This is a genomic window from Nonomuraea angiospora, from assembly GCF_014873145.1.
Classification (GTDB): domain Bacteria; phylum Actinomycetota; class Actinomycetes; order Streptosporangiales; family Streptosporangiaceae; genus Nonomuraea; species Nonomuraea angiospora.
Window position 1 is genome coordinate 7,671,884 of record NZ_JADBEK010000001.1, and the last position, 14,451, is coordinate 7,686,334.

The 14,451-nt window shown below is 69.9% G+C and carries 16 protein-coding genes and 1 pseudogene; 7 read left to right on the forward strand and 10 right to left on the reverse strand.

What is annotated here, in order from left to right:
• The first annotated feature begins 110 nt into the window (after positions 1-110).
• From H4W80_RS34910 to H4W80_RS34920, 3 genes are all read left to right on the forward strand, one after another.
• Entirely contained in the window at positions 111-1,055 is a 945-nt protein-coding gene (locus H4W80_RS34910; RefSeq protein WP_192788966.1) for a hypothetical protein, read from the forward strand.
• A 160-nt stretch (positions 1,056-1,215) separates the two neighbouring features.
• Positions 1,216-1,785: a DUF423 domain-containing protein gene (locus tag H4W80_RS34915; protein WP_192788967.1), complete on the forward strand. Its 570-nt coding sequence runs from the start codon at positions 1,216-1,218 to the stop codon at positions 1,783-1,785.
• A 16-nt stretch (positions 1,786-1,801) separates the two neighbouring features.
• Positions 1,802-2,578, forward strand: a complete 777-nt coding sequence (locus H4W80_RS34920) for a class I SAM-dependent methyltransferase (protein WP_192788968.1) — start codon at positions 1,802-1,804, stop codon at positions 2,576-2,578.
• A gap of 16 nt (positions 2,579-2,594) precedes the next feature.
• Here H4W80_RS34920 and H4W80_RS34925 read toward each other — a convergent pair whose 3' ends face one another.
• Together H4W80_RS34925 and H4W80_RS34930 are read right to left on the reverse strand one after the other, a co-directional pair.
• Positions 2,595-3,806 (reverse strand): RNA polymerase sigma factor, encoded by a 1,212-nt coding sequence (locus H4W80_RS34925; RefSeq protein WP_192788969.1) that lies wholly within the window; start codon positions 3,804-3,806, stop codon positions 2,595-2,597.
• A complete protein-coding gene (locus H4W80_RS34930) occupies positions 3,803-4,174 on the reverse strand; it encodes a YciI family protein (RefSeq protein WP_192788970.1) in 372 nt (123 codons plus the stop codon). Before H4W80_RS34930 ends, H4W80_RS34925 begins: the two co-directional genes overlap by 4 nt.
• A 195-nt stretch (positions 4,175-4,369) precedes the next feature.
• Here H4W80_RS34930 and H4W80_RS34935 point away from each other — a divergent pair, with 195 nt between their 5' ends.
• The gene (locus H4W80_RS34935) at positions 4,370-5,857 is read left to right on the forward strand and encodes an MFS transporter (RefSeq protein ID WP_192788971.1); all 1,488 of its coding nucleotides are present in this window, start codon (positions 4,370-4,372) and stop codon (positions 5,855-5,857) included.
• 8 nt (positions 5,858-5,865) lie between these two features.
• Here H4W80_RS34935 and H4W80_RS34940 read toward each other — a convergent pair whose 3' ends face one another.
• Positions 5,866-6,465, reverse strand: a complete 600-nt coding sequence (locus H4W80_RS34940) for a LysE family translocator (protein WP_225963828.1) — start codon at positions 6,463-6,465, stop codon at positions 5,866-5,868.
• 129 nt (positions 6,466-6,594) lie between these two features.
• Between H4W80_RS34940 and ypfJ (H4W80_RS34945) the strand changes: the two genes are divergently transcribed.
• The 3 genes from ypfJ (H4W80_RS34945) to H4W80_RS34955 are packed head-to-tail and all read left to right on the forward strand — an operon-like array spanning position 6,595 to position 8,799.
• The gene (gene ypfJ, locus H4W80_RS34945) at positions 6,595-7,551 is read left to right on the forward strand and encodes a KPN_02809 family neutral zinc metallopeptidase (protein ID WP_192788973.1); all 957 of its coding nucleotides are present in this window, start codon (positions 6,595-6,597) and stop codon (positions 7,549-7,551) included.
• A 54-nt stretch (positions 7,552-7,605) separates the two neighbouring features.
• The gene (gene ypfJ, locus H4W80_RS34950; protein ID WP_192788974.1) at positions 7,606-8,454 is read left to right on the forward strand and encodes a KPN_02809 family neutral zinc metallopeptidase; all 849 of its coding nucleotides are present in this window, start codon (positions 7,606-7,608) and stop codon (positions 8,452-8,454) included.
• A gap of 48 nt (positions 8,455-8,502) precedes the next feature.
• Positions 8,503-8,799: a type II toxin-antitoxin system VapB family antitoxin gene (locus H4W80_RS34955; RefSeq protein ID WP_185069514.1), complete on the forward strand. Its 297-nt coding sequence runs from the start codon at positions 8,503-8,505 to the stop codon at positions 8,797-8,799.
• Between the two features lie 137 nt (positions 8,800-8,936).
• Here the strand turns inward: H4W80_RS34955 and H4W80_RS34960 are convergent, their stop codons facing one another.
• The 7 genes and pseudogenes from H4W80_RS34960 to H4W80_RS34990 all read right to left on the reverse strand — a co-directional run bounded on the left by H4W80_RS34960 (position 8,937) and on the right by H4W80_RS34990 (position 14,442).
• Positions 8,937-9,635: a FadR/GntR family transcriptional regulator gene (locus H4W80_RS34960; protein ID WP_225963829.1), complete on the reverse strand. Its 699-nt coding sequence runs from the start codon at positions 9,633-9,635 to the stop codon at positions 8,937-8,939.
• Complete coding sequence (locus tag H4W80_RS34965) at positions 9,632-10,645, reverse strand: aldo/keto reductase (protein ID WP_192788976.1); 1,014 nt, start codon at positions 10,643-10,645, stop codon at positions 9,632-9,634. The genes H4W80_RS34960 and H4W80_RS34965 overlap by 4 nt, the downstream gene beginning before the upstream one ends.
• 47 nt (positions 10,646-10,692) lie before the next feature.
• Positions 10,693-11,454, reverse strand: a complete 762-nt coding sequence (locus H4W80_RS34970) for an SDR family oxidoreductase (RefSeq protein ID WP_192788977.1) — start codon at positions 11,452-11,454, stop codon at positions 10,693-10,695.
• Complete coding sequence (locus H4W80_RS34975) at positions 11,451-12,494, reverse strand: zinc-dependent alcohol dehydrogenase (RefSeq protein ID WP_192788978.1); 1,044 nt, start codon at positions 12,492-12,494, stop codon at positions 11,451-11,453. The genes H4W80_RS34970 and H4W80_RS34975 overlap by 4 nt, the downstream gene beginning before the upstream one ends.
• A pseudogene (locus tag H4W80_RS64705) lies at positions 12,491-12,927 on the reverse strand (RbsD/FucU domain-containing protein). The gene H4W80_RS34975 and the pseudogene H4W80_RS64705 overlap by 4 nt, the downstream one beginning before the upstream one ends.
• Complete coding sequence (locus H4W80_RS61445) at positions 12,918-13,124, reverse strand: hypothetical protein (RefSeq protein WP_225963830.1); 207 nt, start codon at positions 13,122-13,124, stop codon at positions 12,918-12,920. Before H4W80_RS61445 ends, H4W80_RS64705 begins: the two are co-directional and overlap by 10 nt.
• Positions 13,117-14,442 carry an L-fuconate dehydratase gene (locus H4W80_RS34990; RefSeq protein WP_192788979.1) on the reverse strand — a complete coding sequence of 442 codons (1,326 nt, stop codon included), beginning with the start codon at positions 14,440-14,442 and terminating at the stop codon, positions 13,117-13,119. The genes H4W80_RS61445 and H4W80_RS34990 overlap by 8 nt, the downstream gene beginning before the upstream one ends.
• Positions 14,443-14,451: the final 9 nt, after the last annotated feature.

The window sequence follows — 14,451 nt, forward strand, 5'->3', positions numbered from 1 at the left end:
ACAGTCGAACCCGTCAACGCCTCGAAGACTGCCGCTACCGGGCTGGCTCGTTTCACCGGCCTGAGCTTCCGTTCGGTGAACCGGTGGCAGGCGGACAACGTCATCAGCGTGTGAAGCGCATCCATTGGATCAGCGTCGTCGTGGCGGCGGTCCTGCTTCTCGTCGCGGTCGTCCTGGTTCCGGGCACGGTCGGCGCGCCTGCGCCGCCGGTGCCGGCTTCGTGTCCGCAGCGATGGGACAGCAACGAGATCGGCCGCTGGGTGCCGGCTGCCGCCGACTTCGACGGAGTTGAGGACTCGCTCGTGCCCGGTACGCCCACAAGCGCGTTGATCTGCGCCTACCCCGGGCAGAACTCGAATCCGGGCGGGGAGTTGCTCGCCGGATCACGGATCTTGACCGACCAGGCCAAGTCGATGGCCTACGACCTGGGCTATCTTCCCGTCACCACCGAGCGAGGGGAAAAGGTGTGCACGTTGGTGGGCGGGCTGGCGACCAACTATCTCATCCGGTTCGTCTACGCCGACGGCCAGGCGCTGTGGGTGGGCAGCGCCGAAGAGGTCAACTCCTGCGTCACCACCACCAACGGCACAGTCGTCAGCCATTCCTACATCGGGCCCGGCATCACCGCTGCCTACCGCACCGGGACCTGGGCACTCCCCCGGCCGAAGGACCCTTGCGACCCGGCGACCGGACGGCGAGGGCAGAACGAGCAGCTGGTGCCCGATGGGGCCGTCAAGGTGCTGGTCTGCCGGGATGATCAAGGTGGGAGCTCCACACCCCGCCCATCTCGCGGGCTGGAGCATGGGGAGCGGCAGGCGCGTGAACTGGCAGCGGAGCTGAACTCGCTGGACACCGAACCGGGCGGGAACACGTGCAGAGAAGTCGGTGACAGACGACGGGAGATGTTCCTTCTGCACTTCGGTTACGAGGAGGGGCCGCCGGCTTGGGTGCGGATCCTTTCCCGCTGCCGGCCCTCGGTGAACAACGGGGTGCTGGTGGCAGACCTGGACGATGCGCTTCTTAATCGGGTTGGTCGGCTGGCGCCGCCCGCCTGAGATGGCGGCGCCGGTTACATCGGCGGCTCGGCCACCGCCCGGTACTCCGCCGCCCGCGCCTGCTGCATCTCCGCCGCGATGGCTCTCTCCTGCGCCAGGCCGGCGGCCGTGGCCAGCCAGAGGGTGGAGCTGCCGCCGACCTCGCCGAGGAGATCCCACGATGCCTGCTCGCTCGCTCGTGCTGCTGGCCGCCTCGCTCCTCACGGGCTGCCTCGCGGCTCTGGTGTTGTACGTCCAGGACTCCGACCTGGTGCTCTTGAGTGAGCACCTGAACCATCCGTTCGCGCTCGGGTTGCCGGCCTGCGCGTTGATGGTGCTGGGCGCCCTCGAGCTGCGGTGGAGGTGGGTACGTGCCGCGGTCATCATCCTTGGCGGGCTGGGGGCGAGTGCCGCGCTGTTCGCGGGGTCGATCGCTCTTGCGCTCACCGCCACCAAGGAGGTCGGCTTCGTCGCCGGGCCGGCCCCGTACAGCGTCCGCCTCCAGCAGTCGGCGGCGGGTCTCGGGCCGGACACGGTGATGCGGCTCAGCGTCCTCAGGGACGGCGGGTTGCTCACCAGGGAGTGGGAGCTCGGCTGCTTCAATGGCGACGACCCCGATGACGGCTTCGACTCGGTCAAGTGGACGGGGCCGAGTTCGGTCGAGATCCGGGTGGTCGACGGGCGAACGTTCCCCGTGGCCCTGGACCCCGCCTCAGGCCGGCCCCGGACCACCGCTTCCCTCAACTGCTGACCTGAAGGTTGCGTCCATGGAAGATCTGTTCGGCGGGGCCGCGCCCTACTACGCCAGGTACCGTCCGGGCTACGGCGAGGCGGCGATGGAGCACCTGGCGGAGACGTTCGGCGCGGACAGCCGCGTGCTGGATCTCGGCTGCGGTCCCGGGACGATCGCGATCCCGCTGGCCCGGCGGGTGCGGGCGGTGCTCGCGGTGGACCCGGCGCGGGAGATGCTCGCCGAGGGCAGGCGGCTGGCCGAGGGGGTCGCCAACATCGCCTGGTTGCAGGGGGATTCGACCGTTCTACGGGCGTTGCCGGCGTTCGAGCAGGTGGTGATGGGCCGGTCGTTCCACTGGATGGATCGCAGGTCCGTGCTGGCGGAGCTGGACGAGCTGCTGCCGACCGGCGGCGCGGTGGCTCTGGTCGGCCCGGCGAGGCAGCGGGGAGAGCCGTGGCAGCCGGACGCGCAACCGTGGCAGCCGGTCGAGAGGCGGGTGTGCGAGGAGTTCGGCCTCGGCATCCGCGCCGCCGCCGACTCCTTCCACGCCACCGGCGAGCACCACCACGACGTGCTGGCCGCCTCGCCCTTCAGCAGGGTGGAATCCCGGGTGTTCGGCCGGCGGCTGGTCTGGGACGTGGAGGGGCTGATCGGGCTCCAGCTCTCCTACTCCTACAGCTCGCCCGCCAGGCTCGGCGAGCGCCTGACGGCGTTCGTCGAGACGCTGCGACGGGCGTTGCTCGCCGACAACCCGGCAGGCCGGTGGGAGCAGGAGCTGGTGAGCGAGGTGCTGGTCGCCAGGCGGCCCTGATCGCTCCAGGCGAAATCTAGGGCTTTATCCGGCTGGCCCGGGACTCCAGGTATCGCTGCTCGGCGAGGCTGGCCGTGGACTTCGCGGCGCGCCGGTAGTGCTCGTACGCCCCGGCCGGGTCGCCGGTCTTCTCCAGCAGATGCGCCCGTACGGACAGCAGCCGGTGATGCCCGGCCATCCGCTCGTCGCCGTCCAACGTGGACAGCAGGGCCAGCCCGGCCGCCGGGCCCTCGACCTCGGCGAGCGCGATCGCGCGGTTGAGGGTGACCATCGGGTTGGGCGCGATCCGTTCGAGGATCAGGTAGAGGGCGTGCACCTGCGGCCAGTCGGTCTCCTCGGCCGTGGCCGCGTCGGCGTGCGTGGCGGCGATGGCGGCCTGCAGCTGGTAGGGCCCCAGCGCCGGGCCGGCCAGCGACGCCTTGACCAGCTCGGTGCCCTCGTCGATCAGCCCGCGGTCCCACTTCGTACGGTCCTGCTCGTCCAGCGGTATCAGGTCGCCGGTCTCCGTCGTACGTGCCTGCCGGCGGGCGTCGGTCAGCAGCATCAGCGCGAGCAGCCCGGTCACCTCGCCGTCCTCGGGAAGCTGCGCGTGCACCATCCTGGCCAGCCGGATCGCCTCGCGCGCGAGGTCGGAGCGGTGCAGCTCGTGACCCGAGGAGGCGGTGTAGCCCTCGTTGAAGATCAGGTAGAGGACGTGCAGGACGACCCGCAGCCGCTCCTCGCGCTCCGGGCCCTCCGGCAGGCTGAACGAGCTGCCGGCGGCCTTGATGCGCTGCTTGGCCCGGCTGATCCTGGCCGCCATCGTGGCCTCCGGCACCAGGAACGCGCGGGCGATCTCGGCGGTGGTCAGGCCGCCGACCGCCCGCAGCGTCAGGGCGGTCTGGGAGGCCGCGGTCAGGATCGGATGGCAGCACAGGAACAGCAGGACGAGCGTGTCGTCGGTGTCCGGCACGTCCTCGGGCACCACCTCGGCGGCCGTGGCCGACTCCCGCTCGCGGCGCGCGTGGTCACTGCGCAGCTGGTCGATGAGCCGCCGGGAGGCGACGGTCACCAGCCAGCCGCGCGGGTTGTCCGGCAGTCCCTCGGCCGGCCACTGCACGCTGGCGGCGAGGACGGCCTCCTGCACGGCGTCCTCGCACGCCTCGAACTGGCCGTGCCGGCGTATCAACGCGCCGAGGACCTGCGGCGTGAGCTCACGCAGCAGGTCCTCGATGGCGGATGTCGTCATGCCTCCAATTGTCCGTCAGCGAACATCACCTGCCGCACCTCCACCCCCAGACCCTGGATCGCGGTGTCCGGGATCTGCGTCGCCAGCTCGATCGCCCGCTCCTTGTTCTCGCAGTCGATCAGGTAGAAGCCGCCCAGGTACTCCTTCGCCTCCAGGAAAGGGCCGTCGGTGACCACCGGCTGGCCGTTGCGTACGGACACCACCGCGGCCTGGGACGGGTCGACCAGCGCCTGCGTGGTGATCAGCTCGCCGGACTCCTTCAGCGCCTCCATGAACCTGCCGTGGCCCTCGCCGATCGCCGCCTTCTCCTCGTCGGTCAGCGCGTCCAGCACGGCCGGATTGATGTGCAGGCTGATCAGGAACTTCATCGTGTCCTCCTCGTGGTTCGCGAGCCCCGGCCGGGGCCCTTCGACCGGTTGGTCGGAGCCGCCGCCACCGTCTTGACATGCCCCGGCAGAACCTTCGCATGAATTTTTCGCCGTCCCTCCCCTGGGCCGATGTCAAGAAGCTCTCGGCCGCTCCGACCAACCGGCGAAACGTCGAGAGAACAGGGAGTTTCGGATATGCGAGTCAACCGGGCCTGGCTGGGGCTGGTGGTCCTCATGCTGCCGACATTGCTCGTCGCGATGGACATGACGGCGTTGCTCCTCGCGCTCCCCCAGCTGAGCGCCGACCTGGGTGCCACCAACGTCGAGCAGCTGTGGATCAGTGACGGCTACGGGTTCATGGTGGCCGGCATGGTCATCACGATGGGCACGCTCGGCGACCGGATCGGCCGCCGGCGGCTGCTGATGATCGGCGCGGCGGCGTTCGCGGTGCTGTCGGTCGTGGCCGCCTTCGCCGTCAGCCCGCTGATGCTGGTCATCGCACGGGCACTCCTGGGCATCGCCGGGGCGACCCTGGCGCCGTCCACCCTCGCCTTGATCACCAACATGTTCCGCGACGGACGGCAGCGCGGGCAGGCCATCGCGATCTGGGCGACCTGCCAGTTCGCCGGCGGCGCGCTCGGACCCGTGCTCGCCGGGTTCCTGCTCCAGCACTTCTGGTGGGGATCGGTGTTCCTGGTCGCCGTGCCGGCGATGGCGCTGCTGCTGCTCGCCGGGCCGGTCCTGCTGCCGGAGTTCCGCAGCGACCAGGCCGGGCGGCTGGACCTGGCCGGCGTCGGGCTGTCGCTCGTGGCGGTGCTGCTGATGGTCTACGGCATCAAGCAGCTGAGCGTCGAGAGCGTGCCGGTCGTGCCGGCGGTGGCCCTGGTCGCCGGCGCGGCCGTCGGGTCGCTGTTCGTACGCCGGCAGCTGCGGCTGGAGACGCCGCTGCTGGACCTGCGGCTGTTCCGCAACCGCCCGTTCACGGCCGTGATCGTCGGGCTGGTCTTCGCCGGCGTCGCCATGGCCGGCACGGGCCTGCTGGTGACCCAGTACCTGCAGAGCGTGCTGGGCTTCTCGCCGGTCGCGTCGGCGCTCCTGTTCGCGCCCATGGGCCTGGGCGTGGCGGTCGGCACCATGGCCGCGCCGGCGCTGGCCCGGCGGATGAAGCAGACGACCGCGATCGCCGGCGGGCTGGCGGGGTCGTCGCTGGGCAGCCTGCTGCTGGTCGCCGTCGACGGTACGGGCGCGCTGCCGCTGGTGATGATCGGCATCACCGTGTTGGCGCTGGGCACCGGCCCGCTGTTCGCGCTGGGCACCGGCCTGGTCGTCGGGTCCGTGCCACCGGAGCGCGCCGGCTCGGCGGCGTCGATGTCGGAGACCGGCAACTACTTCGGCGGCTCGCTCGGCTTCGCGCTGCTCGGCGTGGTGGCCGCGATGGTCTACCGCAGCCGGATGGACGGCACGTCCGACTCGCTGGCGGGCGCGGTCGCCGCCGGCCGGCACCTTCCCGCCGACCAGGGCGCGGAACTGCTGCACGCCGCGCGGGAGGCGTTCACCGCCAGCCTGCACGTCACCGGGGGCGTCGGCGCGGTCATCTTCGCCGGGCTGGCCGTACTGGTCCTGGCGATGCGCCCGGCAGCCCGGACCACCTCCGCCCCGCTCCCCGAGGCGGCCCGCTCATAGCCCGGCCGCTAGGCGGGGACCAGGGCCTTCGACCGGTCGGTGGCCATGTGGATGGCGAAGACGCCGAGGATCGTGCCGGTGACGTAGCGCTGGACGCGGAGCCAGAGGGGGCGGCTGCCCAGGAAGGCGGCCAGGGCGCCGGCCGAGATGGCGATCAGGCCGTTGACGGTGGTGGCGACGACGATCTGGACCGAGCCGAGCGCCAGGCTCTGCAGCAGTACGTGGCCCATCGAAGGCTCGATGAACTGCGGGAGCAGCGAGAGGTACAGGATGGCGATCTTGGGGTTGAGCAGGCAGGTGAGCAGGCCCATGCCGAACAGCTTGCGCGGGGGTTCGGGCGTGAGCGTGCGCGGCTCGAAGGCCGAGGTGCCGCCCGGCTTGAGGGCGTTCCAGGCCAGCCAGAGCAGGTACGCGGCGCCGGCGAGCTTGAGCGCCGTGTAGGCGGCCGGCACGTACGCGAAGATCGCCGTCAGCCCCAGGCACGTCGCGGCCAGGTAGAGCGTGAAGCCGAGGAAGACGCCGGTGAGGGAGATCAGACCGGCCCGGCGGCCCTGGGTGATCGATCGTGAGACCAGATAGACCATGTTCGGCCCGGGCGTGAGAACCATGCCCAAGGACACCAACGCGATTCCGATCAAGCCGCCCGTCATATCGGCAGATTAGCGGACATATCCGGTCGCGCGCATCCCCCTTTCGTCGCGCTGCGTATTCGATCCGTTGCTGGGGAGTAGGGAGGAATGCAGTTCGACGACGACGCGCAACTCGATCCGTCGCAGGTCGAGGACGTACGGGCCTCGGGTCCGCAGCCGGGCTGGGGCGGGATGCCGGGCGGGTGCACGTTGCCCATCGGCGGACGCGGCGGCTGCGGCGGCTGCCTGATGTTGATCCTGGCGGCGGCCGGGCTGTTCCTGTTCGGGGTCATCCCCTCGCCGTTCAGCGGCCAGGGAGGCGGGCCGCAGGGCGGTGGGCTGCAGCCGAGCGCCCCGGCCACGTGGCCGGGGGCCGCCCCGACCGGAAACCTGGCGGCGCGGTGCCGGACGGGCGCCGATGCCGAGCAGTCCGAGGACTGCCGCGTCGTCGGCACGGTCAACAGCATCCAGTCGTACTGGCGGCAGGCGTTCCAGGAGCGCGGGCGCACGTACAGGCCCGCCAGGACCGTGCTGTTCTCCAACGCGGTCGAGACCGGCTGCGGCACGGCCGACGCCGCCGTGGGCCCCTTCTACTGCCCCGTCGATCGCAAGGTCTACCTCGACCTGTCGTTCTTCAACACGCTCCAGCGCGACTTCGGCGCCGAGGGCGGTCCGTTCGCGCAGGCGTACGTGGTCGCCCACGAGTACGGCCACCACGTCCAGAACCTGCTCGGCACCATGAACAGGGTCGGCCCCGACAGCAGGCCGGGCGCCGGCAGCCCGTCGGTGCGACTGGAGCTGCAGGCCGACTGCTACGCGGGCGTCTGGGCGCACAACGCGGTCAAGACCGGCTTCTTCCGGCAGCCGTTCTCCCAGACGGACATCGACCAGGCGCTCAGCGCGGCCTCGGCGGTGGGCGACGACAGCATCCAGCGCCGCACGCAGGGCCGGGTGACCCCCGACGCCTTCACCCACGGCACGTCGCGGCAGCGGAAGAGCTGGTTCACCGTCGGGTACGACAGCGGGGACCCCAAGCGGTGCGACACGTTCTCCGGAGGTATTTGATACCGCCCTGTGGGGAAGTTGTCATGCGGTCGCATCCCCAGAAGGGACGTCAGTATGGATTTCAGGGACGACGTCGAACTCGACTCCTCACAGGTCGAGGATGCCGGCGGCGGTTATTCGGGCGGTGGTGGTGGCGGCGGCTTCCCCGGCGGCATGATCCTCGGCGGTGGCGGCATCGTCAGCCTGATCGTGCTCGTGCTGGTCGTCGTGCTGAACAACGTGGGCGGCGGCGGTGGCGGCGAGCCCGAGCAGCGGCGGTCCCCGTCCAACCTGTCCGGGCAGTGCCAGACGGGCAAGGACGCCGACCAGTCGGAGCGGTGCCGGGTGGTGGGCGTGGTCAACAGCATCCAGGACTACTGGAAGCAGGAAATTTCGGGATATCGGGCGGCGAAGACCATCCTCTACTCCGGCCGGTTACGTACGGGCTGCGGCACGGCCAGCTCGGCGGTCGGCCCCTTCTACTGCCCCAGCGACCAGCGCGTCTATCTCGACCTGAGCTTCTTCGACCAGCTCCACACCCAGTTCGGCGCCAAGGGCGGCCCGTTCGCGCAGGCGTACGTGATCGCCCACGAGTACGGCCACCACGTGCAGAATCTGCTCGGCGCGCTCGACACCGGCGGCTCCTCCGTCTCCACCGAACTCCAGGCGGACTGCTACGCCGGCGTCTGGGCGCACAACGCGGTCAAGACCGGCTTCTACGAGAAGCCGTTCACCCAGTCGGATATCTCCGAAGCCCTGGACGCCGCCGCGGCGGTCGGCGACGACAGAATCCAGCAACGCACGCAAGGCAGAATCGATCCTGAATCGTTCACGCACGGCAGCTCCGAGCAACGCGTCAACGCCTTCCAGCGCGGCTACGAAAACGGCTCGGCGGGCGCCTGCGAACCGGGCGACCTGCGCTGACGCTCCCGGACAACGCAAGGAATCGGATTCTCTCCTAAAATCGGGGGGGTGATCTTCAAGCTTGTCGGCGACGGCCGCCCTTATCCCGACCACGGTCTCTCGAACCGGGAGTGGGCGCAGATCCCTCCACGGCAGGTCCGGCTCGACTCATTGATCACCACGAAGGCCGTACTGGACCTGCATTCGCTGCTCGCCGCCGACTCCACCTTCTACGGAGACCTTTTTCCGCACGTGGTGCAGTGGCAGGGCGAGCTCTATCTGGAGGACGGCCTGCACCGCGCGTTGCGCGCGGCCCTGCACCAAAGATCGATCCTGCACGCCAGGGTCCTCGAGCTGCCCAACTGAGAAACGAAAAAGGGAGCCGCGAATGCCGCGGCTCCCTTTTCGTATGCGCGCCATAAATGATGTTGGAAAGCCCCCGCCTGACCTGGTGGGGCCACCCCCGCCATTCGATCCCACCGTCGCCGCGGTGCCGGCCGCGCTCAGCGGGGGAGGGATTCGGTGGTGCGCAGGTATTCCCTCAATCCCCGTTCGGTGCTGTTGACGTGCAGCAGTGCAGCGGCCTGGCTGAGAGCGGCGTCACGGGTGGACAGGGCCGTGAAGATCGCCTCGTGCTCGGCGAGGGTGCGGCCCGCAGCGTCGGCGTCAACGAGGCCACGCCAGATGCGGGCGCGCAACGTACGGCCGGAGATGGCCTCCAGGAGGGTGAGCAGCGTGTCGTTGCCCGTGGCTGAGACGACGGCACGGTGGAAGGCCGCGTCGTGGGCGTTGAGCCGTTCGACGTCGTCGCGGGCCTCACGCATGGCGTCCAAGTGCTGTTGCACCTCGGCGAGTTGTTCGTCGGAGATCCGGATCGCGGCCAGTGCTGTGGCGACCGGTTCGAGGAGCCGACGTACCTCCATCAGATCCTGCAGGGCGGCCGAGTCGCCCTGCAGCAGCTCCACAGCCCCGCCGAGACCCTCGAAGAGCAGACTCGGCTGCAGGCTGGTCACGTACGTGCCGTCCCCCCGCCGGATCTCCAGGACTCGCGCGACGGCCAGTGCCTTGACCGCTTCCCGTGCGAGGTTGCGGGACAGGCCCAGTTGAGCGGCCAGGTCCGGTTCCGGTGGCAGCTTCGAACCCGGCGGCAGGGCCCCGGTGCGGATCAGTTCCCGGATCTGCTCAATGGCCTTGTCGGTCAAAGACAATGCGAACTCCTCTGGTGCCCCTTCTCGGCAGGCACGTCGGATCTGATCAATCCTTGGGCACGAAGGTCCTCCCAAAGGCCTTCGGGGATGTGCCGACGGTGGAGTTCAGCGTTCCTCGCGACCTGCTCAGCATTCCGCATGCCCAAGGTGACGTTGATGATATGGGGATGGGTGTACGGAAAGGCAATCGCCGCTGCCGGGAGAGTCGTGCCGTGCGCCACGCAGACCTCGGCGATCGCCAGGGCACGGGCGACCAGAGCAGGCGGCGCGTCCCGGTAGTCGTACTTCATGCCCTGGGCGGGCCGGTCGAGGGAGAGCAGTCCCGAATTGAACACACCGACCGCCACCACACTTTTGTCCAGTTCCTGAGCGGCGGGCAGGACGTCGTCCAATGCCGACTGGTCGAGGAGCGTGTAGCGGCCGGCGAGCATCACCACGTCGGCGGCGGTGTCACGCAGGAAGCGGGCGAGCATGGCTGACTGGTTCATGCCGGCGCCGATGGCGCCGATCACTCCTTGGCCGCGTAGCTCCGCCAGGACGGGCATGGCCTCCTCGGCGGCCTGCCTCCAGTGGTCGTCGGGGTCGTGCAGGTAGACGACGTCCAGACGATCGAGGCCCGTGCGCTCCAGTGTCGCCTCGATGGAGCGCAGTACCCCGTCCCGGCTGAAGTCCCACTGCCTGCGCAGGTCGTCTCGGACGACGAAACCCTCGTCGTCGACCCCGCGCGGCCGCTCGTTGGGCACCAGCAGACGGCCCACTTTGGAGGATATGACGTACTCGTTCCGCGGACGGTCCCGCAACGCGGCGCCCAGGCGGCGCTCGGACAGGCCCAGGCCGTAGTGGGGTGCTGTGTCGAAGTACCGGATGCCCGCGTCCCAGGCCGCTTCGACCGCGGCTGCCGCGTCGAGGGCCGGTGTGACGCGGTGGAGATTGCCTATGACGGAGGCCCCGAAGCCGAGTTCGCTGAGCTCGACAGAGGTGTTCGTGATCTTCCGGTGTCGCAAGGTGTGCTACACCTGCTCGGGGGAGAGCACGGTGCCGGCGCCGACGGTCATCGGCCCAGCCATCCGCCGTCGACGGGGAGGACGGCGCCGTGCACGTAGGCGGCGCCGTCGGAGGCCAGGAACACGGTGGCGCCCGCGAGATCGTCGGCGGTGCCCCACCGCCCGGCCGGGATGCGGTCCAGGATCGCCCGGCTGCGCGCCGGATCGTCCTGGAGAGCCTGAGTGTTGTCGGTAGCGATGTAGCCGGGCGCGATGGCGTTGACGTTGACGCCGTGCGGGGCCCACTCGTTGGCCAGCGCCTTGGTCAGGCCGGCGACACCGTGCTTGGCGGCGGTGTAGCCGGGCACATTGATGCCGCCCTGGAAGCTGAGCAGCGACGCCGTGAAAATGATCTTCCCGTAGCCTCGGGACACCATCGCCGCGCCCACCGCCCTGGTCAGGGTGAACTGGGCGCTGAGGTTGACCTGGAGGACCAGCTCCCAGTCGGCGTCGGCGTGTTCGGACGTCGGGGCGCGGCGGATGGTGCCCGCGTTGTTGACCAGGATGTCCACCGGTCGCTCACGTCCAGCGAGGTCCGTGGCCAGGGCCCGGACGGCCTCTGGGTCGGCGAAGTCGGTGCGGATCGCCTCGAAGGTACGGCCTGCGGCAACGACGTCCTTCTCGACGGCGCTGCCGGACCCCTCCAGGTTGGCGCTGACGCCGATGACGTCGGCGCCGGCCTCGGCCAGCGCCCGGGCCATGGCCCGGCCGATGCCGCGCCGGGCGCCGGTGACAACGGCAAGTCTTCCCGTGAGGTCGAAGGCAGTCATACGGCTGCTCCCTGTGCGTCGTCGGTGCAGTTCACGAGGATCTTCATGACGTCACCACCCGCCTCGAGCGCTTCGAACGCGGCGGGCGCCTGGGTGAGTGGTACCACCTTGCTGATCAGCTGCTCGGCGGGGATGGTGGCGTCGGCAACCAGCGTGACCGCCTTCTCGAAGTCCGAACGGTCGTACAGCCTTGCCCCGATGAGGGTCAGTTCGCGCCAGAAGAACCGATGCAGGTCGACCTCTCGAGGCCGGGGGTGGATGGCCACGAGGCACAGCCGGCCGCGTACGCCCAGCACTTGGACCGCGGTGTCCACACCGCCTGCCGCGCCGGAGACCTCGAATGCGACATCCGCGCCTGCGTCGCCGGTCCACTGCCGGACCAGTTCGGGCACGTCCTCGGCAGCCGGGTTCCAGGCGGTCAGCCCCAACTTCTGCGCCAGGATCCGCCGGTGTCCGCTCAGCTCCACCACGCGGACTTCGGCACCGGTGGCACGCGCGACCAGCGCGATCAGGATGCCGATGGGTCCACCGCCCACGACGACCACCCGCTCACCGTCCCGCACCCGGGCCCGGCCGACGTCGTGTACCGCCACCGCAGTGGGTTCGACGAGCGCGGCGCGGTCCAGGGGGAGCGAGTCGGGCAGCCGTACGAGGGTGGCGGCGGGCACGATCCAGCGCTGCTGCATCGCTCCCGGGGAGTCGATACCGATGAAATCCAGGTGCTGGCAGATGTGCCGGTTGCCTGCGCGGCAGGCAGGGCAGCTGTCGTCCCAGCGCAGCGGCATCACGGTGACCGCGTCGCCGGGCCGCCAGCCTTCGACGTCCGGCCCGACACGGAGGACACGGCCGGACATCTCGTGCCCCAGGACCGCGGGTGTGCTGACCCGGGCGTCCATGTCACCGTGGAAGATGTGTAGATCGGTGCCGCAGATGCCGACGTAGGCGGGGGCCAGCTCGACCTCACCCGGTCCGGGGGAGGTGGGTTCGACGGGCGCCGTGTCCAGGGTTCGGGCAGCCGTGTAACGGACGGCGATTGTCATCGTGTTCTCACGGTCCTTTCAGTGCGAACGCCGATGGTCAGCAGCAGGTTCGCGTAGGTACGGATGTCGGCGGTGACGATCGCCAGCGCCAGGTCGGGTGAGCGGGCGGCGTCGTAGAACTCGAAGCGGCTGAGTTTCTCGACCGGGACGGGCGCCAGCTTCGAGCGGTACTCGGTGATGGCCGGCGGCTCCGGTGCGCCCTCGGGGGGCACCATCACCTGGGCCGACTCGACGGGCAGGGCCCGCAGCAGGACGTCGAGCACGACGGTGACGCCAGCAGGCCGGGGGCCAGGTTGAGGTGGACCGTCCTGGCACGCTCGCCGGTGGCGGTGCTGGCGGGGTAGTGGCCGTCGGCGAGCAGGACGCGGGCGCCGTGGCCGGCTCCGGCCAGGGCTTCGAGGATTCCAGGGTGCAGCAGTTCGGTCAGGAGCATGGGGCGGTCCTCCCGCCGGCGGATGTCAGGCCGTAGAAGGTGGTCGCAGTGGCAGCGAGCACGTCACCGATCGCCGGGGAGGTCAGGTCTGCCCAGCCGACGACCGCGCCGATCAGCGGGTTCTCGTCGGCCAGAGCCGGCAGCTCGCGTGTCTCGGCCACGGACGTGACGCACTGGACGACCAGGGCGTCAGACACGGGCGGTCCAGACCGGGCCGTCGGGGTAGGCGTACTCCTTGAGAGACTCCGGATGCATCTGCGCGCTGAGTCCGGGCAGGGCCGGGGCGAGGTAGTGGCCGTCCACAACGCGGACCGGGTCGACGAAGTGCTCGTGCAGATGGTCCACGTACTCGATGACCCGGTCCTCGACCGTGCCGGAGACGGCGACGTAGTCGAACATCGACAGGTGTTGCACCATCTCACACAGGCCCACACCGCCCGCGTGCGGGCAGACCGGCACCCCGAACTTGGCAGCGAGCAGCAGGATCGCGATGTTCTCGTTGACGCCGCCGACCCGTGCCGAGTCGATTTGCACGATGTCCACCGCGCCCGCCTGGAGGAGTTGCTTGAAGACAACCCGGTTGGCGATGTGCTCGCCGGTGGCGACCTTGATGGGGCTGACCGCCTTGCGAACGGCGGCATGCCCGAGGATGTCGTCCGGGGAGGTGGGCTCCTCGATCCAGTACGGCTGATATGGAGCCAGGGCGCGCATCCAGTCGATGGCGGGCTGCACGTCCCATCTCTGGTTGGCATCGACCGCGATGCGAATGCCCTCGCCCACTGTCTGACGAGCAGTGCGCATACGCCGTAGATCGTCCTCGAGGTCCGCGCCGACCTTCAGCTTGATCTGGGTGAAGCCGTCGGCGACGGCCTCGCGGGCGAGGCGGGCCAGCTTCTCGTCGGAGTAGCCGAGCCAGCCAGGGGTGGTGGTGTAGGCGGGGTAGCCGCGCTCCAGCAGGTGGGCGATGCGCTGCTGGCGGCCCGGTTCGGCGCGGCGCAGGATCTGAAGCGCCTCCTCTGGGGTGAGGGCGTCGCTCAGCCAGCGGAAGTCGATCTGGGCGACCAGATCCTCTGGCGACATCTCGCCGAGAAACCGCCAGACGGGCTTGCCGGCCCGCTTGGCCGCGAGGTCCCATGCGGCGTTGACGACGGCGCCGGTGGCCATGTGGATGGCGCCCTTCTCCGGGCCCAGCCAGCGCAGTTGGGGGTCGTGGACAAGGGAGCGGGAGAACTTGCCGAGGTCGGCGCAGACCTCGTCGACGGACAATCCGACCACATGCGGGGCCAGGGCCGCGATGGCGGCGGCCTGGACATCGTTGCCACGGCCCGTGGTGAAGGCCAGGGCGTGACCCTCCAGTCCGTCACCGGCGTCGGTGCGCAAGATGACGTAGGCGGCCGAGTAGTCGGGTTCGGGGTTCATCGCGTCCGATCCGTCCAGATGCTCGGACGTCGGGAACCGGACGTCCATGACGTCGAGCGCGGTGATGCGGGCGGATGCGGACACAGCAGAGGACATGGCAGCAAC